Below are 26718 nucleotides of genomic sequence, written 5' to 3'. Positions count from 1 at the left end.
GAGTTTTGGAGGTGGAGGGAGGTCCCGCCACGACCGGAACATCCAAGCCTTCCGCCCGCCGAGCGCGCCTCCTGACAGTCCCGCCGCCAGGAGCCTCGCCATGCCGGACGCCTATCCCAGGGACCGCACCGCCCTGTTGTTCGTCGACCCCTACAACGACTTCCTGGCCGACGGCGGCAAGCTGTGGCCCAGGGTCGCGGCGACGAAAGCGGCCGAAGGGCTGCACGCGCGGCTGGCGGCCGTGACGGCGGCGGCGCGGGCGGCCGGCCTGCCGGTGTTCATCGTGCCTCACCACCGCTTCGCCCTGGGCGACCTGGACGGCTGGAAGCATCCCTCGCCCTACCTGCAAGGCAGCGCCCGGGCGATGGTCTTCGAGAAGGACGGCTGGGGCGGCCAGTGGCACCCCGACTTCGCGCCCCTGCCCGGCGACGTCATCGTCACCGAACACTGGGGCTCCAGCGGCTTCGCCAACACCGACCTCGACTATCGCCTCAAGCAGCGCGAGATCACCCACGTGATCCTGATCGGCCTGGTGGCCAACACCTGCATCGAGGGCACCGGCCGCTTCGCCTCGGAGCTGGGCTACCACGTCACCCTGGTCACCGACGCCACGGCAGCCTTTACCGACGAGGCCCTGCACGCGGCCCACGCCATCAACGCCCCGACCTACGCCCACGCCATCCTGACGGCCGAGGCGGTGACGGCGGCGCTGGGCGGCTAGCCTGCCTCTGGGACGAAAACCTCGTCCTTCGACAAGCTCAGGATGAGGTTTTTCCGCCGCCGCGCCCAGATTGGTCCTCACCCTGAGCCTGTCGAAGGGCGAGGGCCACGCACCGGGCGGCTAGCGGTTGCGCGCCGCGACGGTGAAACGAGCGGGGGCCGGCGGGGCCTTGGCCTGGCGCAGTTCGCCGCGCGCCTGGCGGACGATCTCCCAGCCGCCTTGCAAGGCCAGCAGCGCCATCACCCCGGCCACCAGCAGGTCGGGCCAGCGCGAGTTCGTGCCGAACACGCCCAGCGCCGCCAGCATCACCGCCACGTTGCCGATGGCGTCGTTGCGCGAGCAGATCCACACCGAGCGCATGTTGGCGTCGCCGGTGCGGAAGCCATAGAGCATGATCGCCACGGCGACGTTGGCGACCAGGGCGGCCAGGCCCAGGGCGCCCATCACCGGCGCCTCGGGGGTGCGCCCCTCGAACACGCCCCACAGCGCAGCGCCGCTGACCCAGGCCCCGAAGACCAGCATGGTCGCGCCCTTCAGCATCGCCGCCCGGGCCCGCCAGGCCAGGGCCATGCCGGCCACGCCCAGGCTGATGGCGTAGTTGGCCGCATCACCGAGAAAATCGAGGCTGTCGGCCTGCAGCGCCGCCGAGCCCGACAACAGGCCCGCCGTTCCCTCGACGAGGAACATGCCGCCGTTGACCACCAGCGCGATCCACAGCGCCAGGCGCCAGCGGCCCGCCGGCGGGGCGCTCTCGGGTTTGCAAAGATCGTCGCCGCAGCAGCCGGACATCTGGACCTCCATCGAGAAGGCCCCATCTCTGCACCCTGTAGTCGCTACAGGGTCAAGAGCATGTCGACGCTATCCATCGGAGATCTCGCCCGCCGAACCGGCGTGCCGGTCGAGACCATCCGCTACTACGAGCGCATGGGCCTGTTGCCCAAGCCGCCGCGCACGGAAGGCAACTACCGCGCCTACGAGGCCGGCCACGAACGCCGGCTGGCCTTCGTCAAGCGCTCGCGCGACCTGGGGTTCGGCCTCGACGCCATCCGGGCCCTGCTGGATCTCGCCGACGGCGCCGACCGCCCCTGCGGCGAGGTCGACGCCCTGGCCCGCGACCAGCTGGCCGAGGTCGAGCGCAAGATCGCCGACCTGACGGCCATGCGCGCCGAGCTTCAGGACATGCTGGGCCACTGCCGCAACGACACGGTGGCCGACTGCGAGATCATCGGGCGACTGCGGGGGAAATGATCGACCCTCTCTCTTTGAGAGAGGGAGGGGCCCGCCGCGCAGCGGTGGGAGGGTGAGAGGTTTCACCGCTTGCCGGGAAACCTCAGACCGTTCTCTCAATCGTCATCCGGGCGCCGCGTACCGGAGAGCCGGGGTCGCCGCACTGCGTCGGCCCCTGGGTCCTGGATAAGCCCTTCGGGCTTTCCGGGATGGCGGGCGGTTTGGGGGACGGCGCCTTGTCCGGTGAGACTGTAACCTCTCACCCTCCCACGCCCTTGGCGTGGGCCCCTCCCTCTCTCTCAGAGAGAGGGAATCCTCAGGCCGCCTCGACGTCCAGCGAGTAGCCGGCCGAGCGGACGGTGCGGATCGGGTCGGCTTCGGTGGAGCCGTTCAGCGCCTTGCGCAGGCGGCCGATGTGGACGTCGACCGTGCGGGCCTCGACATAGACGTCCGAGCCCCAGACGGCGTCCAGCAGCTGTTCGCGGCTGAACACCCGGCCCGGGTGCTGCATCAGGTAGTCGAGCAGGCGGAACTCGGTCGGGCCAAGGTGCACTTCCTTGCCCTGGCGCTTCACGCGGTGGGCGACCCGGTCGATGACGATGTCGCCGACCGTGATGCGGTCGTCGGCCAGGGCCGGGCGGATGCGGCGCATGACGGCGCGGACCCGGGCGGTCAGCTCGACCATCGAGAACGGCTTGACCACATAGTCGTCGGCGCCGGTGTCGAGGCCGCGGATACGGTCGCTCTCCTCGCCGCGCGCCGTCAGCATGATGATCGGCACGTTGCGGGTGTCGGTGCGGCCCCGCAGGCGGCGGCAGACCTCGATGCCCGAGACCTTGGGCAGCATCCAGTCGAGGATGACGAGGTCCGGCGCGCGTTCGCTGGCCAGGGTCAGGGCTTCCTCGCCGTCGGCGGCCACCGCGACCTGGTAGCCCTCCTTGTCGAGATTGTAGTGAAGCAGGGTGGCCAGGGCGTCCTCGTCCTCGACCACCAGAACGTACGGAGTCACTTCTAAAGGCCTCCCGAAAGCTTACTGAGCGACGACGTCGAGCTTGGGACGCTGGGAGATGATCTCCTCGCCCGTCAGCTCGAAATGGATGATCTCGGCGATGTTGGTGGCGTGATCGCCGATCCGCTCGAGGTTCTTGGCGACGAACAGCAGATGCGTGCACGCGTTGATCGTGCGCGGATCGCCCATCATGTAGGTCAGCAGTTCGCGGAAGATCGAGTTGTAGTGCTCGTCGACTTCCTCGTCGCTGCTCCAGACATTGATGGCGCGCTGCACGTCCGAGGCGGTGTAGGCGTCCAGCACGTCCTTAAGGCGGCTCTGCACCAGGCGGCCCATGCGCTCGATCGAGCGCGTCAGGGCGCTCATCGGCTCGGCCTCGGTCAGGATCAGGGCGCGCTTGCCGATGTTCTTGGCCATGTCGCCGCAGCGCTCGAGGCTCATCGAGATCTTCAGGGCGGCGACGGCGTGGCGCAGGTCCACGGCCATCGGCTGGCGCAGGGCGATCAGGCGGAAGGCCTTGCGCTCGATCTCGACCTGCAGGCTGTCGAGACGCTCGTCACGGCCGACCACCAGTTGGGCCAGCGGCGCGTCGCGGCGGGCGATGCAGTCGACGGCGTCGGCGACCTGGGCTTCAGCGAGGCCGCCCATGCGGGTCACCTCGGCGGTCAGGTGGTTCAGCTCTTCGCCGTAGGATTTGACGGTATGTTCGGTCATGTCCTTGGTCCCCGGGTCAGCCGAAGCGGCCGGTGATGTAGTCCTGGGTGCGGCTGTCGCGAGGATTGGTGAACATCTCCTCGGTCGGGCCGCTTTCGACCAGCTTGCCCAGGTGGAAGAAAGCCGTCTTCTGCGAGACGCGGGCGGCCTGGGCCATCGAGTGGGTCACGATGACGATGCAGAACTGGCTGCGCAGCTCGTCGATCAGCTCCTCGATCTTGGCCGTGGCGATCGGGTCCAGCGCCGAGCAGGGCTCGTCCATCAGGATCACTTCGGGCGAGACGGCGATGGCGCGGGCGATCACCAGGCGCTGCTGCTGGCCGCCCGACAGGCCGGTGCCGGGCTGGTGCAGGCGGTCGGCGACCTCGTTCCACAGGCCGGCCTTCTTGAGGCTGCTCTCGACGATGCTTTCCAGCTCGTCCTTGCGCGTGGCCAGGCCATGGATTTTCGGGCCGTAGGCGACGTTCTCGAAGATGGTCTTGGGGAACGGGTTCGGCTTTTGGAACACCATGCCGACGCGCGAGCGCAGCACCACCGGATCGACGCTCTTGGCGTTGACGTCGGCGCCGTCGATCTCGATCGAGCCCAGCACGCGGGCCGACGGGATGGTGTCGTTCATCCGGTTGATGCAGCGCAGGAAGGTCGACTTGCCGCAGCCCGACGGGCCGATGAAGGCGGTGACCGACTTGGCCGGGATGTCGAGGTTGACGTCGAACAGCGCCTGCTTGTCGCCGTAGAAGACTTTGACGTCGCGGGCGCGGATCTTGAAGTCGCGGCTCTCGACCACGCCATGGCCCTGGGGCACGGCGGTGTGGATGACGGGCGCGGCGACGGAGGCGTCGCGGTTCTGGGTCGGCATGGCGTGTCCCCGGACGAGGGCGTGGGCTTTGGGATGGGTGAAGGTCATCGGGATCCTACCACCGGCGTTCGAAGCGGCGGCGCAGGATCACGGCCGCGGCGTTCATGACGATCATGAAGATCAGGAGGACGAGAATGGCCGCGGCGGTGCGCTCGTGGAAGGCCCGCTCCGAAGCGTTCTCCCAGATGAACACCTGCACGGGCAGGACGGTCGAGGCGCCGGTGAAGCCTTCCGGCACGCCCGGCACGAACGAGACCATGCCGATCATCAGCAGCGGGGCGGTCTCGCCCAGCGCGTGGGCCAGCGACAGGATGGCGCCGGTCATCACGCCCGGCATGGCCAGCGGCAGCACGTGGTGGAACACGGTCTGGGCCTTGGAGGCGCCGACGCCGAGGGCGGCTTCGCGGATCGAGGGCGGCACGGCCTTCAGCGCCGAGCGGGTGGCGATGATCACGGTGGGCAGGGCCATCAGGGCCAGCACCAGGCCGCCGACCAGCGGCGAGCTGCGCGGCACGTGCAGCCAGTTGATGAACAGCGCCAGGCCCAGCAGGCCGTAGACGATCGAGGGCACGGCCGCGAGGTTGTTGATGTTGACCTCGATGACGTCGGTCCAGCGGTTCTTCGGGGCGAACTCTTCGAGGTAGACGGCGGCCAGCACGCCGACCGGCACCGCGATCAGGGCGGTGATGATCAGCATCAGGGCCGAGCCGACCACCGCGCCCAGCACGCCGGCCTGCTCGGGCTCGGTCGAGTCGGACTTGGTGAAGAAGCCGAAGTTGAAGCCGCCCTTGACGGTGCCGTCCTTCTCCAGCTGGTCCAGCCAGGCCAGTTGCTGGTTGTCGAGCTTGCGGTCTTCCTCAGGCGTAGAGCGCTTGATCTCGCCCTTGAAGTAGAGGTCGGCGTCGGCCTTGACCGGGCCGGTGACGGTGATCGTCTTGCCGATCACCGACGGGTCGGCCTTGATCTTGTCGAGCAGCTGGAAGCCGAGGTCGCGCGAGACCAGGTCCATGACCTTGCCCGACGTCGTGCCCAGGTCGTCGTCTTGGATGTTCAGCTTCTTCATCACCGCCTCGGCGACGATGTAGTCGTAATTGACCCCGTCCAGCGCGGTGCGGTCGATGCGGTCCGGGTTCAGGTAGACCGGCACGCTGATCGAGTGGGTCTCGAAGGTGGTGTAGCCCTGGGCGACGATGCGGCCGACCAGCACGACCAGGAAGATCATCGCCACGACGATGGCGGCGATGCCCTGGGCCTTGAACCACATCTCCGAGCGATAGCGCTTCTTCAGGCGCGCTTCGGCGGCCGAGAGCTGCGGGCGGGGACCCTGCTCGCGCGGGGCGGCGCCGGCGTTGATGGCGGCGTCAGTCATATTGTTCCCGATACTTCTGGACGATGCGCAGGGCGATGATGTTGAGCGCCAGGGTCACGACGAATAGCGTCAGGCCCAGGCCGAAGGCCGAGAGGGTCTTGGGGCTGTCGAACTCCTGGTCGCCGGTCAGCAGGGTGACGATCTGCACCGTGACGGTGGTGACCGTGTCCAGCGGGTTGGCGGTCAGCTTGGCCTGCAGGCCCGCGGCCATGGTCACGATCATCGTCTCGCCGACCGCGCGGGACACGGCCAGCAGCATGGCGGCCATGATGCCCGGCAGGGCGGCGGGAAGGATGACCTTCTTGACCGTCTCGGACTTGGTGGCGCCCATGGCGTAGCTGCCGTCGCGAAGGGACTGCGGCACGGCGTTGATGATGTCGTCCGACAGCGACGAGACGAACGGGATCAGCATGATCCCCATCACCACGCCGGCCACCAGGGCCATCTGGTTCTGCACCTGCATCAGGTACTGGGCGATCCCGTCCAGCGGGCCGCCGGCCATGCCCTCGCCGATCGCATTGAAGAAGGCCCGGAACAGCGGGCCCACGGTCAGGGCGGCGAAGAAGCCGTAGACGACGGTCGGCACGCCGGCCAGCACCTCGAGCAGCGGCTTGACGATCGAGCGCACGCGGCGGTCGGCGTATTCCGAAAGATAGATCGCCGAGTAGAGACCGACCGGCGCGGCCACCAGCATGGCGATCAGCATGATCAGGAAGGTGCCGGCGAACAGCGGCACGGCCCCGAAGGCGCCCGACGAGGCCACCTGGTCGGCGCGCATGGCGATCTGCGGGCTCCATTCGGTGCCGAACAGGAACGACAGCGGATTGACGCTCTGGAAGAAGCGCCAGCTTTCCCAGACCAGCGACAGCACGATGCCCAGGGTGGTCAGCACGGCGGCGACCGAGCAGGCGATCAGGAGGCCGTTGATCCAGCCCTCGACGCGGTTGCGGGCGCGGAACTCCAGCCCCACGCGCGGCAGGGCCAGCAGCACGCCGATCAGGGCCACCAGGGCGGCCAGGCCGATGGTGGTGTAGCGCACCGTGGCGGTGATCTTGGCGGACTCGGCGACCTTGGCGTCGAGCGCGGTCTTCAGCTCGCCCTCGTAGACGACTTCCGACGGCGATTCCTTGGCCGCGATGGCGCGGGCGTCGCTGAAGAACACGTCCTGGCGGTCGGGGGTCAGCGAAGCGATGGCGGCCGGACGCTCGGCCTGCAGCACGGCTTCCTCGATGCGGCCGCCGAACACGGCGCCGAGCAGGAGCAGGAGGGCGGCGGGCGCGCCGGCCCACAGGGCGGCGTAGGCGCCGTAATAGTTGGGCAGCGAGTGCAGGCGCACCGAGGCGCCGCCGGCGGCCTTGAGCGCTCGGCCGCGGCCGAGCAGGAACGCCGCCAGCGCGAACAGCGCCAGGAACAGGAGCGAGAGCCAGGTCAGCATGCGTGAAGCGGTCTTGCGCTGGATGCGAAGACGGCGCCCGTTGCACCGCCCCGCCCGTCAACCGATCTATGCCGGCCGGGCGACGACCTTATGCGACGTTTCTACGACAGTTTTACGACACCGGCCGGCGCAGGCTCTTCCGACGCCACGAAATCCTTGTCCGGCAAGGACTTGGCCATCGGCAGGTAGATCCCGAAGGTGGCCCCCTCGCCGCGCACCGACTCCACGTGCAGCCCGCCGCGATGGCGGTTGACGATGTGCTTGACGATGGCCAGGCCCAGGCCCGTGCCCTGGCGCTCGCCGCTCTTCTGGCCCTCGACGCGGTAGAAGCGCTCGGTCAGGCGCGGCAGGTGCTCGCGGGCGATGCCCGGCCCGCGGTCGCTGACCCGCAGGCCGGCGTAGAATTCCTCGACGGCGGAATGATCGGGGGTCAGCAGCGCCAGGCGGGCGGCGGCCGGGTCGCGCGCGGCCACGGCCGTGGCCGGGGTCAGGCCGGGGAAGATCTCGACCCGCACCGTCCCGTCCTTGGGCGTATACTTGATGGCGTTGTCGACCAGGTTCTGGATCACCTGGACGATCTGGTCACGGTCGCCCTCGACCACGGCCGCGCCGCGCGGCGGCAGGATGGCGTCGAAGGCGACCTGCTTGTCGCGGGCCTGCGGAGCCAAGGCGTCGATGACGTCCTGGGCGGCCATGGCCAGGTCGACGCGGCCGGCCGGGGCGATGTGCTCGTTCAGCTCGATGCGCGACAGGCTCATCAGGTCGTCGATCAGCCGCGACATCCGCTCGGCCTGGGCCTGCATGATGGCCAGGAACCTGTCGCGGGCGCCCGGATCCTCCTTGGCGTGGCCGCGCAGGGTCTCGATGAAGCCCGACAGCGAGGCCAGCGGCGTGCGCAGTTCGTGGCTGGCGTTGGCCAGGAAGTCGGCGCGGGTGCGCTCGGTGCGGCGCACGTCCGTCTCGTCGCGCAGCACCAGCAAGGCCAGGTGCGAGCCGGCCTCGTCGCGGCCCAGCGGCCGGGCCTGGGCGGTCCAGTCGCGCCCCTGCGAGCCGACGCCGGTCCATTCGACCGTGCGCTCGACGCCGCCGAACAGGGCCTCGTCCACCGCCTCCAGCACCTGGGGACTGCGCACGGCGGTGACCAGCAGGGCCCCCTCACGGATGCGGAAACGCTCGCGGGCCGCGGCGTTGGCGAACACGAAACGCCGGCCGGTCAGGTCGTCGGCCTCCTCGGCGGCGATGACCATCAAGGGGTCGGGCAGGTTCTCGGTAATGACGGCGAAGGGCGGCGCGCGGTCGGCCGAGGCGGCGGCGGGCGCCAGGCTGAGCACCGAGTCGTCGAGCCGGCGACGCAGCCGGCGCAGCAGGATCGCGCCGCCGAAGCCCAGCAGGATCGCCGCCGGCAGGGCCACGCCCGGCCTGGCCGCGCCCAGGGCGGTCATCGCCACCAGGGCGGTCGGCCCGGCGGCCACGGCGGTCCAGGCCCCGACCCAGGCTCCGGCCAAGCCGCCGCCCCAGCGCTCCGGCGCGACCGGCGAGAGGGGAGTAAGGCTGGGCATGGCGAGCGTCCGGGCTCCTTGGAAAGGGCGATGGCCTCCGACAAGGGCGGGGCGGGGGCCAAGGCTCCTAGGCCAGTTTTGTGACGATGCGATGATTCGACGAACCAGATATGGCGCCGCCGTTGAGCATGGGATAGACGGGGAACCCCTGGATGCGTGTCGGGTGCGGAAGTCACCGCAATTTCGCCGCAACCTGACGCAATCTGGGGATCGAGGGAATTCTCCTTAGGGTGGTCTGTTCGTATGCAGCGCAAGGTCCTGGTCGCGACGGTCGCGGCCGCTCCTCTTTTGGCCATGGCCTTGGCCGCGCAGGCCGAGACGGTGGTGAACACCGCGCGGACCACGCCTATCGCCACCGGCTCGGCCGGGACGAACGGCGCGGCCGATGATGTCAAGATCGACACGGCCGGCTCGATCAAGCTGACCGCCAGCGGCGCGCTGGTGACGCTGAACAGCAACAATAAGGTCAACAACGCCGGGACGCTCAGCACCCAGGGCGTCAACGACTCGACCGGCATCCTGATCAACGGCGGGACGACCGGCACGGTCACCAACACCGGCACGATCACGCTGGACGAAGACTACACCCCCACCGACACCGACTCGGACGGCGACGTGGACGGCGCCTTCGCGCTGGGTTCCAACCGCTACGGCATCCGCCTGGCCGGCCCCGGCGCCTTCACCGGCGACATCCTGTCCACCGGCGGCACGATCACCATCGAGGGCAACAACTCGGCCGGCATCAAGCTGGACAGCGCGCTGAACGGCAACCTGACCAGCGGCGGCGCGATCGCCGTGACCGGCAACAACAGCTACGGCGTCCACGTCAACGCGCCGGTGACCGGCAAGGTCACCGTCAACGGCAGCGTCTCGGTGCTGGGCCAGAACTCGACCGGCGTCGCGATCGACAACAACATCAACGGCGCCTTCGTCATCCAGGGCGCGGTCACGGCCACCGGCTACCGCTACACCGCCCGCCCGGCCGACAAGACCGTGCGCGACAAGCTGGACGCCGACGACCTGCTGCAAGGCGGCCCGGCCGTCCGCGTGGCCGGCAGCGTCACCGGCGGCGTGCTGCTCGACATCCGCCCGGCCGACAACGACACCACCAAGACCGACGAAGACGGCGACGGCATCGAGGACGCCAACGAGGGCAACGCCGCCCTGGCCGTCTACGGCGCGGCTCCGGCCCTGCTGATCGGTTCGGACACCGGCGCGATCAACATCGGCGTCATCGGCACGGGCGACAACGCCTACGGCCTGCGCGCCCGCGGCGCGATCGTCGCCAACGGCGTCTATGACGGCATCACCTCGACCGGCGTCCAGCTGGGCGGCAATACCGGCCAGGCGACCAACATCGCAAACGGCGCCCTGCTCGAGACCGCCATGACCTCGCAGGCCTACGAGGCCAACGCCAACGGCGTGCGGGTGACGGCCGGCGCCAACGTCCCGGTGATCTACAACAAGGGTTCGATCACCACCTACAGCGTCTCGGAAGGCGAGTTCGACGCCCGCGGCATCGTCATCGAGGCCGGCGCCAACGTCCCCAGCCTGCGCAACGGCGGCGTGATCAACTCCAACGTCGTCGGCGAGAAGGGCTCGGCCTACGGCGTCATCGACTATTCGGGCGGCCTGACCTCGATCGAGAACACCGGCTCGATCATCGCGGCGATCTCGCCCACCGACGACGCCGACGACAAGGACGACGCCGACACCGATCCGTCTAACGAGACGATCACCGGCAAGGCCGTCGCCATCGACGTCAGCCGCAACACCACCGGCGTCACCCTGACCCAGAACGGCATCGTCAGCAGCGACAAGACCCTGCCCGACGCCGACGGCGACGGCGTGCCCGACAACGCAGAACCGTCGATCATCGGCGCGATCCGCTTCGGCTCGGGCGCCGACACCTTCAACGTGCTGAACGGCGCCGTGGTCGGCGACATCGCGTTCGGCGCCGGGGCCGACACCTTCCGCATCGACGGCGGCGCGGCCGTGATCGGCGCGATCAGCGACAGCGACGGCCAGCTGGACATCACCATCGGCAAGGGCTCGCTGGGCCTGACCAACGCCCAGACCCTGAACATCTCGAACCTGAACCTGGGCGCCGAGAGCAAGCTGGTGTTCACGGCCGACCCGACGGCCGGCACCCACACCCAGCTGGCGGTCTCGGGCGCGGCCAACATCACCAGCGGCGCGCAGCTTGGCCTGCGCCTGACCAGCCTGCTGACCGAAGAGACCTCGTACAAGGTGATCTCGGCCGGCTCGCTGACCGCCGGGACCTTCGGCCAAGGCCTGCTGGACAACGCGCCGTACATGTACGTCGCCACCGCCAAGGCCCAGGGCAACGACGTCTATCTGGACGTGCGCCGCCGCACCGCCTCGGAAATCGGCCTGGCCCGATCGGGCGCCTCGGCCTACGACGCCCTGTTCGGCTCGCTGGCCGGCGACAAGGACGTGGCCAGCCTGTTCCTGGGCATCAACGACAAGGCCACCTTCGTCCGCAACTACAACCAGCTGCTGCCCGACCAGGGCGAAGGCATGTTCGCGACCCTGCAGAACATCAACCAGCAGATCTCGGCCGCCACCGCCATCCGTCCCGATCCGGGCGACCGCTATGGCCCCGACAGCATCTGGGTGCAGGAGATCAACGGCCTGGTGCGCCGCGAGGACGGCGAGACCCTGGGCACCGACACCCAGGCCTTCGGCTTCGTCGCCGGCTATGAAGCCATGGGCGACGCGGGCGGCGCTCTGGGCGCGACCCTGGCCTACACCGCGCTGGAAGAACACGACACGGTCGCCCAGGTCGGCGAACAGACCACCGCCTCGATCGTACAGACCGGCGTCTACTGGCGTCGTTCGGTCGGCCCCTGGCGCTTCAACCTCGGCGGCGGCGCCGGTTACGGCTGGTTCGAGAGCAACCGCGTGCTGTTCCTCGACCTCAACGGCGACGGCGTCACCGACGAAGACCGCGTGACCAAGGCCGACTGGGGCGCGGTGACCGCCAACGCCTTCGCCGGCGCCGCCTACGAGGCCAAGCTAGGCCGCTACTTCCTGCGTCCCGAAACGCGCGTCGACTACACCTACCTCAACGAGTCGAGCCACGACGAAGTCGGCGGCGGCGACGTGCTGGACGGCGCCATCGGCTCGCGCAAGTGGAGCAACCTGTCGGGCGACCTGGGCCTGGTCATGGGCGCGGACTTCGGCCGCGAGGTGTGGCTGCGTCCGGAAGTGCGCGTCGGCTACCGCAAGACCATCGCCGGCAGCCTGGCCGACACCGTCGTGACCAAGAAGAACGGCAAGTACGTGCTGGAAGCCTTCGACAACCGCGACGGCGCCCTGACCCTGGGCTTCGCCCTGCGGGCCGGCACGGCCATGTCCTACGTCGCCCTGGAAGGCGGCGCGGAAAGCACCAAGCGCCAGAAGCGCTACAATGTGAAGCTCACCGGCCGGACGATGTTCTAACCATCGGCCGCCCTGGCGGAGTAGAGTTCAAGGCCCCGCACAACGTGCGGGGCCTTTTTCGTTCGATCGTCCGCCCTCGGAGCGACACTTGGCCGCAGCGGCCAGCAAAACCAAGGACTTGGGTCGTCAAAACTCCGTTAGAGCCTGCCCGTTAGTCATGTTCCCCTGAGCAATAGGACGGTGGCGCAGAGCCGCCGCGAGGGGAAGACCGTGACCATCAACCGCCTTGCCTCGCGCATGGCCCTGATCGCCTGCGCCTCGACGCTGGCGATCGCGGGGAGCGCCGGCGCCCAGACGCCAGCATCACAGACATCCGCCTCTCCTGCTGCGGGCGACCAGCAGGCCCGCATCGAGGCCCTGGAAGCGCAGCTGAAGCTGCTGCAGCAACAGATCAACGAACTGAAGACGGCCACCATGGCCAGCCGACCGGTCACCACGGCCCCCGCCGCCGCGACCCCCGCCACCACGGCCCAGGCGGCTCCGGCCCAGACCCAGGTCGCCGCCGTCGCGCCGCCGCCGAAGGCCGCCTCGCCACTGCCGGCCGCCACCGTCAGCATCGCCGCCGGCCGTCCGACCATCGCCTCCACCGACGGCGCCTTCACCGCCAGCCTGCACGCAGTGATGCAGCTCGACACCGCCCACTACTTCCAGGACAAGGGCCTGCCGGCGGTGATCGGCAACGGCCGCGACCTCAATAGCGGCAGCAACTTCCGCCGCGCGCGCCTGGGCGTCGACGGCCGGTTCTTCAAGAACTTCGACTACTCGATCCTGCTCGACTTCGGCGGCAACGGGACCGACGGCCCCGGCATGCTCCAGGAGCTTTTCATCCAGTATAACTACGCGCCGTTCAGGGTGCGGGCCGGAGCCTTCGCCCCGAACGTCGGCCTCAGCGACGCGGCCTCGCAGAACAGCGCGCTGTTCCCCGAGCGCGCGGCGATCGCCGAGATGGTGCGGGGCCTGGCCGCAGCCGACCGCCGCTACGGCTTGCAGGTGCAGACCTCGGGCGAGAACTGGCTGCTGTCGGCCGCCGCCACCGGCGGCAAGAGCGGCGACGCCCAGACCTTCGACGAGCAGCAGGCCTATGTCGGCCGCGCCGCCTTCGCCCCGATCAAGAACAAGGACTGGCTGCTGCACCTGGGCGTCAACGGCGGCTACATCGCCACCCCGGCCCAGACGGCGGTCGGCGGCGCCTACGCCCTGACCCTGACCGAGCGCCCCGAACTGCGCGTCGACGGGACCACCCTGGTCTCGACCGGCGCTCTCGACGCCAAGAACCTGCGCCACCTGGGCGCCGAGCTGGCCGTGCAGCACAAGAGCCTGCTGATCCAGAGCGAGGTGTTCGACATCGCGCTGGAGCGCCGCAACGCCGCCGCCGGCGTCAGCGACCCCAAGTTCGGCGGCTGGTACGTCGAGGGCGGCCTGGTGCTGACCGGCGAGAGCCGCCGCTACAATGCCTCGACCTTCGCCTTCGACGCCCCGTCCATCGCCCATCCCTTCGACCCGAAGGCGGGCCAATGGGGCGCCTGGGAGCTGGCGGCGCGCTATTCGGTGCTGGACCTCAACCACCACGAACTGGCCGCCCTGGCCGCCGACCGGGTGCGCGGCGGCGAGCAGACGATCTGGAGCGCAGGCGTGAACTGGTTCCCCAACTCGGTGACCAAGGTCTCGCTCGACTACCTGGACGTCGACATCGACCGGCTCGACCCGGCCGGCGGCGCGACCCCGCTCAGCCAGGGCTACCAGGCGGTCAACCTGCGCAGCCAGTTCGCGTTCTAGGGCGGACGCCTCCTTTCCTCCCGTCATTCCCGCCCTTGTGGCGGGAACCCCTCTATCAGCCGCAAGGGCGAGTGAGGCGACGTGCCGAGCACGCCGCTGGCGCTTCTCGTGCGAACGGAACCAGGGTTTCCCGCCACAAGGGCGGGAATGACGGGCGATAAGAAGGGTTACCTCCCCCAAAGACGGCGGCCCCTTTCTGATCCCCCCTTCAGAAACACTCGCGCGCGTTGCGGCCGCGCATCGGCCAAGGTCTGGCGTCACCTCCTCAAGGACGCCCGATGACCCTGCTCCGCTTTCCTTCCCGCCGGGACCTCGCCCTCGGCGCCGGCGCCCTGGCGGCGGCTCCCGGCAGCGCGCTGGCCCAGAAAGCGCCCAAGGTCGTCACCCTGCTGAACGTCAGCTACGACCCCACGCGGGAGCTCTACCAGGACATCAACCCGGCCTTCGCCGCCTACTGGAAGCGCCGGGTGGGCCAGACGCTGGAGATCCGCCAGAGCCACGGCGGTTCGGGCAAGCAGGCCCGCTCGGTGATCGACGGCTTGCAGGCCGACGTCGTCACGCTCGCCCTCGCAGACGATATCGACCAGATCGCCGCCCGCGGCCTGACCGCCGCCAACTGGCAGTCGCGCCTGCCGCAGAACTCGGCCCCCTACACCTCGACGATCGTGTTCCTGGTCAGGAAGGGCAACCCCAAGCGGATCAAGGACTGGGGCGACATCGTCAAACCCGGCGTCCAGATCATCACCCCCAACCCCAAGACCGGCGGCGCGCCGCGCTGGGCCTATCTGGCCGCCTGGGCCTGGGCGCTGAAGCAGCCGGGCGGCAACGACGCCTCGGCGCAATCGTTCGTGCGCCAGCTCTACAGGCAGGTGCCGGTGCTCGACAGCGGCGCGCGCGGCTCGATGACCACCTTCGCCCAGCGGGGCGTCGGCGACGTGCTGCTGACCTGGGAGAACGAGGCGCACCTGGCCCGCCAGGAGTTCGCCGCCGACGGCCTGGAGATCGTCTATCCGTCGCGCTCGATCCTGGCCGAGCCGTCGGTGGCGGTAATCGACAGCGTGGTGAAACGGCGCGGCGCCAAGCTGATCGCCGAGGGCTATCTCAACTTCCTCTACAGCCCGCTGGCCCAGGACCTGATCGGCAAGCATCACTACCGCCCGCGCAATCCGCAGGCCGCGGCCAAGTACGCCGCCAAGTTCCCGAAGATCCCGCTGGCCACCATCGACGGCCAGTTCGGCGGCTGGAAGAAGGCGCAAGGCCGGCATTTCGCCGACGGCGGCGTCTTCGATCAAATCTACCGACCGTGAGAGTCTTCTTGGGCGTGAAACCTACCTAGACAATAGGGTATGAGGCGTCAGTCAGGTTCGTGCGTTAATCGCCCGGACCCATCCGAGCCAAGAGCGACATCGCCATGACCAACGCCTTCAAGTCTCCCACCCGGCGCGGCCTGCTCGGCGCGGCCGGCGCCGGCGCGGCCGCTCTCGGGGCCCCCGCCCTGCTGGCGGGCCAGGCCCAGGCGGCCGGGTCGCTGACCCTGCTGAACGTCAGCTACGACCCGACGCGCGAGCTCTACAAGGACATCAACACCGCCTACGCCAAGTACTGGAAGGACAAGGTCGGCCAGACCCTGACCATCAACCAGAGCCACGGCGGTTCGGGCAAGCAGGCCCGCTCGGTGATCGACGGCCTGCAGGCCGACGTGGTCACGCTGGCCCTGGCCTACGACATCGACGAGATCGCCGAGCGCGCCAAGCTGCTGCCGGCCAACTGGCAGTCGCGCCTGCCGCAGAACTCGACGCCCTACACCTCGACGATCGTGTTCCTGGTCCGCAAGGGCAACCCCAAGCGGATCAAGGACTGGCCGGACCTGGTCAAGCCGGGCGTCGGCGTCATCACCCCCAACCCGAAGACCTCGGGCGGGGCGCGCTGGAACTACCTGGCCGCCTGGGCCTGGGCGCTGAAGCAGCCGGGCGGCAATCCGGCCAAGGCCGAAGCCTATCTGAAGGACCTGTTCGCCCACGTGCCGGTGCTCGACACCGGCGCGCGCGGGGCCACGACCACCTTCACCCAGCGCGGCATCGGCGACGTGCTGCTGGCCTGGGAGAACGAGGCGTTCCTGGCGCTGGAGGAACTGCCGGGCCAGTTCGAGATCGTCGTGCCGTCAACCTCGGTGCTGGCCGAGCCGCCGGTGGCCCTGGTCGACAAGAACGTCGACCGCCACAAGACCCGCCTGGCCGCCACGGGGTACCTCAACTTCCTCTACAGCCCCCTGGCCCAGGAGCTGATCGCCAAGCACCACTACCGTCCGCGCAACGCGGCCGTGGCCAAGAAGTACGCCGGCAAGTTCAAGGCGATCCCGCTGTCGACCATCGACGACACCTTCGGCGGCTGGAAGAAGGCCCAGGCCACCCACTTCGCCGACGGCGGCGTCTTCGACCGCATCTACCGTCCGAAATAGGGCCCCCCTTTCAAAACTTGACCATTGCAGGCGCGGCGGTCCCCATGGGGCCGCCGCGTTTTGCGTTCCCACGCCAAGCTTGGTCGGGAACCCGACCCAGGACCGGGCGTTCAGCCGTTGACGGGGCGTCCATAGAACAAAGCCGGGGTCGGGCTCAGGAATGACGGATTATCTGAAGTCTCAGCGGGCGAGCGACCAGCTCGCGGCCGAGCACGGCATCGACGACCCTTTCGCCGCCGCCATCCGCGCCACCCGCATGGCCATGATCGTCACCGACGCCACCCAGGCCGACAATCCGATCATCTTCGCCAACGACGCCTTCCTGCGGCTGACCGGCTATGCCCGTTCGGAGGTGATCGGCCGCAACTGCCGCTTCCTGCAGGGGCCCGACACCAGCCCGGTCGCCATCGGCGAACTGCGCGGCGCGATCGCCGACGGCGACGACATCGCCATCGACATCCTCAACTACCGCAAGGACGGCAGCACGTTCTGGAACGCGCTGTACCTGTCGCCCGTGCGCAACAAGCTGGGGCAGATCATCTACTTCTTCGGCTCGCAGCTGGACGTCAGCGAAAAGAAGCAGACCGAGCAGCACCTGCGCGAGACCCGCAGCGACCTGGAGGACGCCGTCGAGGCCCGCACCCGCGAGCTCTCCCTGGCCCTGGAGCAGAAGACCGCCCTGCTGCACGAGGTCGACCACCGGGTGAAGAACAACCTGCAGCTCATATCGTCGCTGCTTCTGCTGCAGAACCGGCGCGAGAAGGAGCCGGCGGTCAAGCACAGCCTGCGCGGCATGCTGGAGCGGGTGAACGCCATCGCCACCGTCCACCGCCGCCTGTTCCAGAGCGAGGACGTCGAGCGCTTCGACGTCTCGGCCTTCGTGCGCGACCTGGTGTCGGACATGGCCGGCTCGGCCAATCGCGACGAGATCCGCGTCAGCCTGGACCTTGAGCGGGTGGACGTGCCGGCCTCGAAGGCCGCGCCCCTGGCCCTGGTGATCAGCGAACTGTTCTCCAACGCCCTGCGCCATGGCTTCCCGGAGGGGCGTTCGGGCCACATTTCGGTATCGATCACTCGCACAAATGGCGAGTTTCGGATCGAAATCGCCGATGACGGCGTTGGAATGGCTGAAGGGGCCCGGTCCACGGGGTTCGGACTGACCATCGTCCAGCTGCTGTGCCAGCAGTTGAAGGCGCGGTCCGAGACCACGGCGACCCAGCCCGGAACCCGCGTCGTCGTCAACCTGCCCGTCAACGGCGCGCATCACTAGGAACCAGTAACCCATGCCAGGGCGCGCGTTGGATGTGTTGATCGTCGAGGACGAGGTGCTCCTGGCCACCGAGCTGGAGTTCCTGGTCCAGGAGGCTGGCTACCACCCCGTGGGCTGCGCCATGAGCTCCGACGAGGCGGTGGACCTGGCCAGGTCGCTGCATCCGGACCTGGCCCTCGTCGACGTCCACCTGCGCGACGGCCCTACGGGCGTGGAGGTGGTGCGCAAGATCCACGACGACTGCGGCTGCGTGGCCCTGTTCATGACCGCCAACGTCAAGCGCCTGCCCGACGACTTCGCCGGCGCCTGCGGGGTGATCGGCAAGCCCTATTCCGAGCACGGCGTGAAGACCGCTCTCGCCTATCTGGCCGTTTGCCTGGAAGAGGGGCACGCGCCGGGCCTGCCGCCGGTCGGGCTGGCGCTGGCGCCGGCCTATGCAGAGCTCTGGGGCCTGACCGAAACGCCTCGCTCGGCCTGATGGCCGCCGCCCACCCGGTCGCGGTCTTCGTCGGCACGGCCGCGGCGCTGCTCTCCATCGCCAGCTTCGCCCCGCAGATCGTCAAGATCCTGCGGGAGAAGGACGCCTCGTCGGTGTCGCTGCGGACCTATGTGGTGACCGTGACAGGCTTCGCCTGCTGGCTGGGCTACGGCCTGATGATCAAGGCCTGGCCGGTAGCGGCCTCGAACCTCGCCTGCCTTGCGATGTCGGCCGCCGTGCTCGCGCTGAAATGGCGCTACGGGCGCCAGAGGTCGGGAGACGACGTCAAAGGGTGAACCTAGTCAAAGGGTGACAGGGGGGGCGGGGTCCGCTATCGAGGCGCGCCTATTTTCGCGCACCAGGACCACCGCCTTTGACCAATGTCGCCGAGGAAGCTGGCTGGGCCACCGCCAAGACTTTGGCCGAGGCCCTGCCCTATATCCAGATCTACGACCGCGAGACGGTCGTGATCAAATACGGCGGCCACGCCATGGGCCAGGAAGAGGTGGCCAAGCTGTTCGCCGCCGACGCCGTGCTGCTGAAGCTCCTGGGCGTGCATCCCGTGGTGGTCCACGGCGGCGGTCCGCAGATCAGCCGCATGCTCGACAAGGCCGGTGTGAAGTCGACCTTCATCGACGGCCTGCGCGTCACCGACGAAGCCACCATGGAAGTGGCCGAGATGGTCCTGTCGGGGGCCATCAACAAGGAAATCGCCAACTGGATCACCCAGGCCGGCGCCGAAGCCGACGTGCGCGGCGTGGGCCTGTCAGGCAAGGACGCCCGCCTGATCACCGCCGAGAAGGTGACCCGGACCAAGAAGGATCCGGACAGCAACATCGAGCAGGCCGTCGACCTGGGCTTCGTGGGCGAGCCGACCAAGGTCGACCCGCACCTGATCCAGGCCCTGCTGACCTCGGAAACCGACTACATCCCGGTGATCGCCCCGATCGGCGTGTCCGAGCAGGGCGAGACCTTCAACATCAACGCCGACACGGTCGCCGGAGCGCTCGCGGGCGCGCTGAAGGCCAAGCGGATGCTGATGCTGACCGACATCAAGGGCGTGCTCGACGCCAATGGCGAGCTGATCCGCGAGATGACGATCGAGCAGGCCCGCCAGCTGATCGCCGACGGCGTCGCCACCGGCGGCATGATCCCCAAGCTCGAGAACGCCATCCACGCCGTGGAGAGCGGCGTCGAGGCCGTGGTCATCCTCGATGGCCGCCGCCCGCACGCCATGCTGGTCGAACTGTTCAGCGAGCACGGCGCGGGCACGCTGATCTCGAAATGATCGACAGGATCCTCCCCCTCTGGGGGAGGTGGCCCGAAGGGCCGGAGGGGGGCCGTTTTCAGCCGCCGCCGCGCCAAGGTCCCTCCTCCCTCCGATCGCTCCGCGATCGCCTCCCCCACAGGGGGAGGTTCCAGCCATGACCATCGACCTCACCCACGTCGACACCTGGCTGTTCGACCTCGACAACACCCTCTATCCGGCCGAGACCCAGTTCATGGGCCTGATCGAGGGCCGGATGACCGACTTCGTCGAGCGCTTCACGGGCCTGCCCCGCGAAGAGGCCCGGGCCTTGCAGAAGAAATACTACCTCGAGCACGGCACCACCCTGGCCGGGCTGATGACCTATCACGGCATGGACCCCGCCCAGTTCCTGGAGGAGGTGCACGACGTGTCGATGGAGAACCTGGTCCCCGACCAGGCGCTGCATGACGCCATCGCCGCCCTGCCCGGCCGCCGGCTGGTGTTCACCAACGGTTCGCTGGGCCACGCCGAGCGGGTGCTGGCTCACCTGGGGCTGCGCGCGATGTTCCAGGACGTCTTCGCCATCGAGACGGCCGACTACATCCCCAAGCCCTCGCTGGCGACCTTCGACAAGATCACCAAGCTGCACGCCATCGATCCGCCGGCCACGGCCTTCTTCGAGGACAGCGAGAAGAACCTCGTGCCCGCCGCGCGACTGGGCATGACCACCGTCCTGGTCGGCGCCCATGCGGCCGCCTCGACCTCCGAACACGTCCATCACCGCACCAACGACCTCGCCGGGTTCCTGAGCTCGGCGCGCCTGAAGGGAACCCACGCATGACCGCCCTCCCCCTCGCCGACCTCCAGACCGAGATCGAAGCCGCCTGGGAAGCCCGCGACGGCGTCTCGACCGCCACCACCGGCCCGGTGCGCACCGCCGTGGAGGAAGCCCTGCTGCTGCTCGACAGCGGCAAGGCCCGCGTGTCGGAAAAGATCGACGGCGCGTGGACCACCCACCAGTGGCTGAAGAAGGCCGTGCTGCTGTCGTTCCGCCTGAACCCCAACAGCGTGATGCGCGCCGGCACGCTCGGCGGCGGCGTGGGTCCGTGGTGGGACAAGGTGCCCAACAAGTTCGACGGCTGGGAAGCCCCGCAGTTCGAGGCCGCCGGCTTCCGCGCGGTGCCGGGCGCCATCGTCCGCCGCGGCTCGCACGTGGCCAAGAACGTCATCCTGATGCCGTCGTTCGTGAACATCGGCGCCTTCGTCGACGAGGGCACCATGGTCGACACCTGGGTGACGGTCGGCTCGTGCGCCCAGATCGGCAAGCACGTCCACCTGTCGGGCGGCGTCGGCATCGGCGGCGTGCTGGAGCCCCTGCAGGCCAACCCGACCATCATCGAGGACAACTGCTTCATCGGCGCCCGCTCGGAAGTCGTCGAAGGCGTGGTCGTCGGCGAAGGCAGCGTGCTGTCGATGGGCGTCTACCTGTCGGCCTCGACCAAGATCATCGACCGCAAGACCGGCGAGATCCACGTCGGCAAGGTGCCGCCCTACAGCGTCGTGGTGCCGGGCAGCCTGCCCGACAAGAACGGTGGCCCGAGCCTCTACTGCGCCGTGATCGTCAAGACGGTCGACGCCCAGACCCGCTCGAAGACCTCGATCAACGACCTGCTGCGCGACTGATCGCGCAATGGGGGCGGCCAAGACTGAAACCCTGGCCGCCCTGCGCGCCGGCGACCTGGCCGGCGCGACGCGGCTGGACCTTTCCGGCGCCGACCTCGCCGAGGTCCCGCCGGAGGTCTTCGCCCTGGCCGACACGCTGGAGGTGCTGGATATCGGCGCCACCGGCATCCGCGCCCTGCCCCACGACTTTTCCCGCCTGACCCGCCTGAAGGTGGTGTTCGCGTCCGGCGCGCCGTTCCGCGCGCTGCCGGAGGTCCTGGGCGACCTGCCGGCCCTGGGCCAGGTCGGCTTTCGCGGCTGCGGGATCGAGACGATCCCCGGCGAAGCCCTGTCGCCGGCCCTGCGCTGGCTGACCCTGACCGACAACCGCATCGAGACGCTGCCGGATGCGCTGGGCGAACGCCCGCGGTTGCAGAAGGTGATGCTGGCCGGCAACCGCCTGTCGGCCCTGCCCGAAAGCCTGGGCCAGGCGTCGAGCCTGGAACTGCTGCGCATCGCCGCCAACCGCTTCGAAGCCCTGCCCGGCTGGCTGGCGCAGCTGCCGGCGCTGGCCTGGCTGGCCTGGGCCGGCAATCCGTTCGACACCGCGACGGGAGCCGCCGCCCCGCCTGTCGCCTGGAACACGCTGTCGCTGGGCCGCCCGCTGGGGCGCGGCGCCTCGGGCGACGTCTTCGAGACCGCCTGGAACGATCGCCCGGCCGCCTTGAAGCTGTTTCGCGGGACCATGACCAGCGACGGCCTGCCCGAGCGCGAGATGGCCGCGTGCCTCGCCGCCGGCGAGCATCCGAACCTGACGGGCGCCCTGGGCCGGATCGAGGGGCATCCCGACGGCGCCGATGGCCTGCTGATGCCGCTGCTGCCGGAAAGCTGGCGCGTCATGGCCGGTCCGCCCAGCGCGCAGAGCTGCAGCCGCGACGTCTATACTCCCGACCAGGCCTTCCCGCTCGACACAGCCCGCCGCATCGCCCGCGACGTGGCCGCCGGCGCGGCCCACCTGCACGGCCGAGGTTTGCAGCATGGCGACCTCTACGCCCACAACGTGCTGTGGGATGGCGACATGGGCGCGGCCGTGCTCAGCGACTTCGGCGCGGCGGCGTTCCTGCCGGCCGGCGAGGAGGGCCGCTGGACGCCGCTGGACGTGCGGGCCTTCGGCCTGCTGCTGGGCGAGCTGCTGGACCGCGTGGTCGACGGCGAAGTTCCAGCCGCCCTGCGCGCGCTGGAGGCGGCCTGCGTCCAGCCCGACGGCGCGGCGCGCCCGTCGATGGCCGCGGTCCTGTCCGCCCTTTCCTGATCACGCCGGAAAGGCTCTAGTGTCCCGATGAGGGGCCTTGTCGACAAGCTGAAGCCGGTCTTCGCCATCTCCGGCCGCGCCTCGCGGCTGGACTACTGGCGCGCCCAGGTCGGGCTGGCCCTGGCCACCGCCCTGGTGCTGACCCTGACGGTGCTGGCCACCCAGGCCGGCGGCTGGCTGGGCGCGGTTCCATGCCTGCTGTTCCTGCCGGTGCTGGCGGCCGGCGTCTGCGTGGCGGTGCGCCGCCTGCACGACCGGGGCAAGACGGCCTGGTGGATGGCGGTCTTCGCCGTCGGCCCCTATGTGCTCAGCGGCCTGGCCAGCGGGCTCTACGCGGGCGACTCCGTGCTGATCCTGGCCGCGCCGCTGCTGGCCCTGGCGGCCCTGGCCCTGTCGATCTGGGCGTGGGTGGAGCTGGGCTTCCTGCGCGGCACGCGGGGCGACAACCGCTACGGCGCCGAACCCGCGCGGCGCTAAGGCCACCCCTAGCGGGTGGCCTCGTGGACTTCCTTCTTGGCGGCCGAGCCGGCTTCCTTGCTCTCGCGGGTGATGTCCTTGCCGGCTTCCTGGGCGGCGTCGCCGGCCTTGGCGCCGGCCACCTTGGCCGCGTCGACGGCGTCGCCCGCGGCGGCCTTCAGCTCGGCGGCGGTCTCCTTGCTGCTTTCCTTCAGCGCCGTGCCGGCTTCCTTGACGTCCGGATCGTTCTTGATCTCGTTGGCGGCGTCCTTGATGTCCTGGCCGGCGGCGCTGGCGCCTTCCTTGATCTGCTGGGCGTGCTGGTCCGAGCAGGCGGCGGCCGACAGGGCCAGGGCCGAGACGGCGATCAGGGCGAGGGTGCGCATCTGGTGTTCCTCCGACGATCTTGGCGACGATCTTGGTTGGTACAGGTCGAGCAGAGAACGGCGCGGCCAAGGTCGAGGTTCCGACTCTGGCGCCCGCACGGCTTTCCCCCGGGCCTTCCGACCGCTAAACCCCCGCCATGCGCATCGCCTTCCTCGGAACTCCCGATTTCGCCGTCGCCTGCCTGGCCGAGCTGGTCGCCAGCGGCCACGAGATAGTCGCCGTATATTCCCAGCCGCCCGCCCCGCGCGGTCGCGGCCAGGAGCTGAAGCCCTCGCCGGTCCACGCCTTCGCCGACGGCCTGGGGCTGCCGGTGCGCACGCCGGTCTCGATGAAGACCCCTGAGGAGATCGAGGCCTTCCAGGCGCTGGATCTCGACGCCGCGGTCGTCGTCGCCTTCGGCCAGATCCTCGTGAAGGACGTGCTGGAGGCGCCCAGGCTGGGCTGCTTCAACCTGCATGCCAGCCTGCTGCCCCGCTGGCGGGGCGCGGCCCCGATCCAGCGGGCGATCATGGCCGGGGATCCCGTGACGGGCGTCCAGGTGATGCGGATGAGCGAAGGCCTCGACGAGGGCCCGGTGCTGCTGTCGGAGAGCGTGCGCATCGACGCGCTGGACACGGTGGCCAGCCTGCACGACCGCCTGGCGGCCGTCGGCGCCCGCCTGCTGCCCGTGGCCCTGGCCGCCATCGAGCGCGGCGGCGCGGTCGAGACCCCGCAGAGCGAGGACGGCGTCACCTACGCCAAGAAGATCAAGCCGGCCGAGGCCCGCATCGACTGGAGCCGCCCCGCCGCCGAGGTCGACCGTCATATCCGCGGCCTGTCGCCCTTCCCCGGCGCCTGGTTCGAGGCTCCGTCCGACAAGGTTCCGGTGCGGGTGAAGGCCCTGCTGTCGAAGGTGGAGGACGCGGAAGGCGCGCCGGGCGCGGTGCTCGACGACGCCCTGCTGGTCGCCTGCGGTGAAGGCGCCGTCCGCCTGCTGAAGGCCCAGCGCGAGGGCAAGGGCGTGCAGGAGGCCGAGGTCTTCGTGCGCGGCTTCCCGCTGGCGGCCGGGACGGTCCTGGCCTGATGCCCCGCTACCGCCTCCTCGTCGAGTATGACGGCCGTCCCTATTCGGGCTTCCAGGCCCAGGCGACCCTGCCCAGCGTGCAGGGGGCGATCGAGGCGGCGGTGAAGGCCTTCTCCGGCCAGGAACTGCGCATCGCCGCGGCCGGCCGCACCGACACCGGCGTGCATGCCACGGGCCAGGTGGTGCATGTCGACCTCGAGCGCGACTGGCCGGCCCAGACGGTGATGAACGCCCTGAACGCCCACCTGACCCGCGAGGCGGTGTCGATCCTGGACGCGCAGATGGCGCCCGAGGGCTGGCACGCGCGGTTCTCGGCCAACGAGCGGCGCTACCTCTACCGGATCCTCAACCGCCGCGCCCCGCCTGCCCTCGACAAGGGCAAGGTCTGGCACATGAAGAAGGACCTCGACCACGAGGCCATGCATGCGGCGGCCCAGGCCCTCGTCGGCCTGCACGACTTCACCACCTTCCGCGACATGCACTGCCAGGCCCAGAGCCCGATGAAGACCCTCGACGTGGCCCGCGTGCGGCCGGTGGGCGAGGAGATCCACCTCGACTTCGAGGCGCGCTCGTTCCTCCATCGCCAGGTGCGGTCGATGACCGGCACGCTGGTCGAGGTGGGCGCGGGCCGCTGGGCCGTCGGCGACGTCCGGAAGGCCCTGGAGGCCAGGGACCGCCGCGCCTGCGGGCCGGTGGCTCCGGCCGACGGGCTATACCTGGTGGGCGTGGGCTACGAGGACTGAAGGCAAGGGCCCGCGGCCCTCGCCGGCTCGACATCCGGCGAAGGCCGCGAGGAACCGAAGACCGACCGACATCGGCCTCCGGACGAAAGCCCCGGGGTGGAGGGGACCGGGGCTCGCGATAGCGTCAGTCGTCCGACAGCCGCTCGGCGATCCAGACCGACCCCAGCGCCAGCATGAACACGCCGAAGGCGGCGAGGACAAAACCGAGATAGGCGAGCTGGGCGATCGGCATGGCGGGCTCCATCGGGGAACGCATGGAGGTTGCGTCGGTGCGCAGAGGGCCGCCTTGATCTGGGTCAAAGGCCGAAAACCCCCTCAGTCGCTCCGCGACAGCTCCCCCAGAGGGGGAGCATCTGCGCCGCGATAGATCCTCCCCCTCTGGGGGAGGTGGCCCGGAGGGCCGGAGGGGGCCTTCCCCGCCCTACAGCACCGAGCAGTTGGTCAGCTGGCTGAACGCCTCCAGCGCGCTGGCGCCGACCACCGAGGTGCCGAAGCGGTCGAGTTCGGGGGACCAGACGGCGACCGTGGCCTTGCCGGGAACCACCGCGACGATCCCGCCGCCGACGCCGCTCTTGGCCGGCAGGCCGACACGGTAGGCGAAGCTGCCGACGCTGTCGTAGATGCCGCAGGTCAGCAGCAGGGCGTTGAGGCGCCGGGTCAGGCGCTCGGGGAAGATGGTCTCCTCGACCACCGGCGAGAAGCCGCCGGCCGCCAGCGGCAGGAAGGCCCGCGCCAGCTGGCGGCAGCTCATGGACAGGGCGCATTGGCGGCAATAGGCGGCGACCACGGCCTCGGGATCGTGGCGCACCGTGCCCTTGCCGCGCATCAGGTTGGCGATGGCGCGGTTCTGCCAGGCGTTGTCGAGCTCGGAGGCGGCCACCGCCTCGTCGATCGCCACCGGGCCGTCGGCGAGAAAGCCTGCGAAGCCGCTGACCAGGGCGGCGGGATCGCGCACCTTGTCCAGCAGGATGTCGGTCACCGCCAGGGCGCCGGCGTTGATGAACGGGTTGCGCGGGAAGCCGCCCTCGGCCTCCAGCAGCGACAGGTGGTTGAACGGCGTGCCCGAGGGCTCCTTGCCCACGCGGGTCCAGACCTCGTCGCCGATGCGGTTGAGCGCCAGGCCAAGGCTCAGCACCTTGGTGATGCTCTGGACCGAGAAGCCCTCGTCGGCGTCGCCGATCACGTGCTCGCCGCCGTCGACCGTGCGCACGGCCATGCCGAACTTCGCGCCCGGCACGGTGGCGAGCTGGGGAATGTAGTCGGGCACGCGGCCCTTGCCGAAGTGCGGCTTCACCAGCACGGCGACCTCGGCGAGGACTTCGTCGATGGAGAGCTCGTTCATGGCGTCGACGTCCTCCCCTCAGTTCGTCATCCCGGCCGAAGCGTAGCGTAGAGCCGGGAGCCAGGGGCTAGCGACGATGCGGCGGCCGCCTTCGATAGCAGACCCAGGCGCTGCGCCCAGTCCCCCTGGGTCCCGGATAAGCCCTGCGGGCTTTCCGGGATGAC

The 26718-nt window shown here is 69.6% G+C and carries 25 protein-coding genes; 16 read left to right on the top strand and 9 right to left on the bottom strand.

All coding sequences use genetic code 11. The features are described 5' to 3' along the window. The first annotated feature begins 100 nt into the window (after nt 1-100). Entirely contained in the window at nt 101-721 is a 621-nt protein-coding gene (locus tag SGCZBJ_RS05095; RefSeq protein WP_101716943.1) for a cysteine hydrolase family protein, read from the top strand. A 120-nt stretch (nt 722-841) separates the two neighbouring features. Here the strand turns inward: SGCZBJ_RS05095 and SGCZBJ_RS05090 are convergent, their stop codons facing one another. Continuing rightward, nucleotides 842-1510, bottom strand: a complete 669-nt coding sequence (locus SGCZBJ_RS05090; RefSeq protein WP_101717247.1) for a cation efflux transmembrane domain-containing protein — start codon at nt 1508-1510, stop codon at nt 842-844. A 60-nt stretch (nt 1511-1570) separates the two neighbouring features. On the opposite strand from SGCZBJ_RS05090, the gene SGCZBJ_RS05085 reads away from it, so the two are divergent. Beyond that, nucleotides 1571-1969 carry a MerR family transcriptional regulator gene (locus SGCZBJ_RS05085; RefSeq protein ID WP_101716942.1) on the top strand — a complete coding sequence of 133 codons (399 nt, stop codon included), beginning with the start codon at nt 1571-1573 and terminating at the stop codon, nt 1967-1969. A 295-nt stretch (nt 1970-2264) separates the two neighbouring features. Here SGCZBJ_RS05085 and phoB read toward each other — a convergent pair whose 3' ends face one another. The 6 genes from phoB to SGCZBJ_RS05055 form a co-directional block, all read right to left on the bottom strand. Next, nucleotides 2265-2957 carry a phosphate regulon transcriptional regulator PhoB gene (gene phoB / locus SGCZBJ_RS05080; RefSeq protein WP_058349669.1) on the bottom strand — a complete coding sequence of 231 codons (693 nt, stop codon included), beginning with the start codon at nt 2955-2957 and terminating at the stop codon, nt 2265-2267. A 21-nt stretch (nt 2958-2978) separates the two neighbouring features. Then, on the bottom strand, nt 2979-3671 hold the full coding sequence (gene phoU / locus SGCZBJ_RS05075; protein WP_101716941.1) for a phosphate signaling complex protein PhoU: 693 nt from the start codon (nt 3669-3671) through the stop codon (nt 2979-2981). 16 nt (nt 3672-3687) lie between these two features. After that, nucleotides 3688-4530, bottom strand: coding sequence for a phosphate ABC transporter ATP-binding protein PstB (pstB, locus tag SGCZBJ_RS05070; protein WP_420808149.1), 843 nt, complete (start codon nt 4528-4530; stop codon nt 3688-3690). 55 nt (nt 4531-4585) lie between these two features. Next, nucleotides 4586-5899, bottom strand: a complete 1314-nt coding sequence (pstA, locus tag SGCZBJ_RS05065; RefSeq protein WP_101716939.1) for a phosphate ABC transporter permease PstA — start codon at nt 5897-5899, stop codon at nt 4586-4588. Continuing rightward, nucleotides 5892-7334 carry a phosphate ABC transporter permease subunit PstC gene (pstC, locus tag SGCZBJ_RS05060; RefSeq protein ID WP_101716938.1) on the bottom strand — a complete coding sequence of 481 codons (1443 nt, stop codon included), beginning with the start codon at nt 7332-7334 and terminating at the stop codon, nt 5892-5894. Before pstC ends, pstA begins: the two co-directional genes overlap by 8 nt. Before the next feature lie 101 nt (nt 7335-7435). Then, nucleotides 7436-8893 carry a sensor histidine kinase gene (locus tag SGCZBJ_RS05055; RefSeq protein WP_101716937.1) on the bottom strand — a complete coding sequence of 486 codons (1458 nt, stop codon included), beginning with the start codon at nt 8891-8893 and terminating at the stop codon, nt 7436-7438. A gap of 243 nt (nt 8894-9136) precedes the next feature. Between SGCZBJ_RS05055 and SGCZBJ_RS05050 the strand changes: the two genes are divergently transcribed. The 12 genes from SGCZBJ_RS05050 to SGCZBJ_RS04995 all read left to right on the top strand — a co-directional run bounded on the left by SGCZBJ_RS05050 (nt 9137) and on the right by SGCZBJ_RS04995 (nt 23040). Beyond that, on the top strand, nt 9137-12358 hold the full coding sequence (locus SGCZBJ_RS05050; protein WP_101716936.1) for an autotransporter outer membrane beta-barrel domain-containing protein: 3222 nt from the start codon (nt 9137-9139) through the stop codon (nt 12356-12358). A 210-nt stretch (nt 12359-12568) separates the two neighbouring features. Next, nucleotides 12569-14134, top strand: coding sequence for an OprO/OprP family phosphate-selective porin (locus SGCZBJ_RS05045; protein WP_240621417.1), 1566 nt, complete (start codon nt 12569-12571; stop codon nt 14132-14134). Nucleotides 14135-14412: 278 nt separating this feature from the next. After that, nucleotides 14413-15441 (top strand): sulfate ABC transporter substrate-binding protein, encoded by a 1029-nt coding sequence (locus SGCZBJ_RS05040; RefSeq protein WP_101716935.1) that lies wholly within the window; start codon nt 14413-14415, stop codon nt 15439-15441. Between the two features lie 104 nt (nt 15442-15545). Continuing rightward, nucleotides 15546-16592 carry a sulfate ABC transporter substrate-binding protein gene (locus tag SGCZBJ_RS05035; protein WP_101716934.1) on the top strand — a complete coding sequence of 349 codons (1047 nt, stop codon included), beginning with the start codon at nt 15546-15548 and terminating at the stop codon, nt 16590-16592. Between the two features lie 160 nt (nt 16593-16752). Further along, entirely contained in the window at nt 16753-17862 is a 1110-nt protein-coding gene (gene lovK / locus SGCZBJ_RS05030) for a photosensory histidine protein kinase LovK (RefSeq protein ID WP_101716933.1), read from the top strand. Nucleotides 17863-17875: 13 nt separating this feature from the next. Continuing rightward, nucleotides 17876-18340 (top strand): response regulator, encoded by a 465-nt coding sequence (locus tag SGCZBJ_RS05025; RefSeq protein ID WP_101716932.1) that lies wholly within the window; start codon nt 17876-17878, stop codon nt 18338-18340. Further along, nucleotides 18340-18636: a SemiSWEET family sugar transporter gene (locus SGCZBJ_RS05020; protein WP_101716931.1), complete on the top strand. Its 297-nt coding sequence runs from the start codon at nt 18340-18342 to the stop codon at nt 18634-18636. The genes SGCZBJ_RS05025 and SGCZBJ_RS05020 overlap by 1 nt, the downstream gene beginning before the upstream one ends. Before the next feature lie 77 nt (nt 18637-18713). After that, on the top strand, nt 18714-19628 hold the full coding sequence (argB, locus tag SGCZBJ_RS05015) for an acetylglutamate kinase (RefSeq protein WP_101716930.1): 915 nt from the start codon (nt 18714-18716) through the stop codon (nt 19626-19628). Between the two features lie 136 nt (nt 19629-19764). Continuing rightward, on the top strand, nt 19765-20430 hold the full coding sequence (locus SGCZBJ_RS05010; protein WP_101716929.1) for a pyrimidine 5'-nucleotidase: 666 nt from the start codon (nt 19765-19767) through the stop codon (nt 20428-20430). Further along, on the top strand, nt 20427-21272 hold the full coding sequence (gene dapD / locus SGCZBJ_RS05005) for a 2,3,4,5-tetrahydropyridine-2,6-dicarboxylate N-succinyltransferase (RefSeq protein ID WP_101716928.1): 846 nt from the start codon (nt 20427-20429) through the stop codon (nt 21270-21272). Before SGCZBJ_RS05010 ends, dapD begins: the two co-directional genes overlap by 4 nt. Before the next feature lie 7 nt (nt 21273-21279). Beyond that, the gene (locus SGCZBJ_RS05000; protein WP_101716927.1) at nt 21280-22563 is read left to right on the top strand and encodes a leucine-rich repeat-containing protein kinase family protein; all 1284 of its coding nucleotides are present in this window, start codon (nt 21280-21282) and stop codon (nt 22561-22563) included. 27 nt (nt 22564-22590) lie between these two features. Continuing rightward, on the top strand, nt 22591-23040 hold the full coding sequence (locus SGCZBJ_RS04995; protein ID WP_101716926.1) for a DUF805 domain-containing protein: 450 nt from the start codon (nt 22591-22593) through the stop codon (nt 23038-23040). Nucleotides 23041-23048: 8 nt separating this feature from the next. Here the strand turns inward: SGCZBJ_RS04995 and SGCZBJ_RS04990 are convergent, their stop codons facing one another. Further along, nucleotides 23049-23405 carry a cell surface protein gene (locus SGCZBJ_RS04990; RefSeq protein ID WP_101716925.1) on the bottom strand — a complete coding sequence of 119 codons (357 nt, stop codon included), beginning with the start codon at nt 23403-23405 and terminating at the stop codon, nt 23049-23051. Nucleotides 23406-23542: 137 nt separating this feature from the next. Here SGCZBJ_RS04990 and fmt point away from each other — a divergent pair, with 137 nt between their 5' ends. Next, the gene (gene fmt / locus SGCZBJ_RS04985; RefSeq protein ID WP_101716924.1) at nt 23543-24469 is read left to right on the top strand and encodes a methionyl-tRNA formyltransferase; all 927 of its coding nucleotides are present in this window, start codon (nt 23543-23545) and stop codon (nt 24467-24469) included. Beyond that, entirely contained in the window at nt 24469-25212 is a 744-nt protein-coding gene (truA, locus tag SGCZBJ_RS04980) for a tRNA pseudouridine(38-40) synthase TruA (RefSeq protein ID WP_101716923.1), read from the top strand. The genes fmt and truA overlap by 1 nt, the downstream gene beginning before the upstream one ends. A 421-nt stretch (nt 25213-25633) precedes the next feature. On the opposite strand, the gene SGCZBJ_RS04970 is transcribed toward truA, so the two are convergent. Next, nucleotides 25634-26554 carry a glutaminase gene (locus tag SGCZBJ_RS04970; protein ID WP_101716921.1) on the bottom strand — a complete coding sequence of 307 codons (921 nt, stop codon included), beginning with the start codon at nt 26552-26554 and terminating at the stop codon, nt 25634-25636. Nucleotides 26555-26718 lie beyond the last annotated feature (164 nt).

Origin of the sequence: Caulobacter zeae, assembly GCF_002858925.1 — a bacterium.
GTDB classification, from domain to species: Bacteria; Pseudomonadota; Alphaproteobacteria; order Caulobacterales; family Caulobacteraceae; genus Caulobacter; species Caulobacter zeae.
The sequence above is the reverse complement of the archived record's forward strand: the minus strand, read 5'-3'. Positions and strand labels throughout refer to the sequence as shown.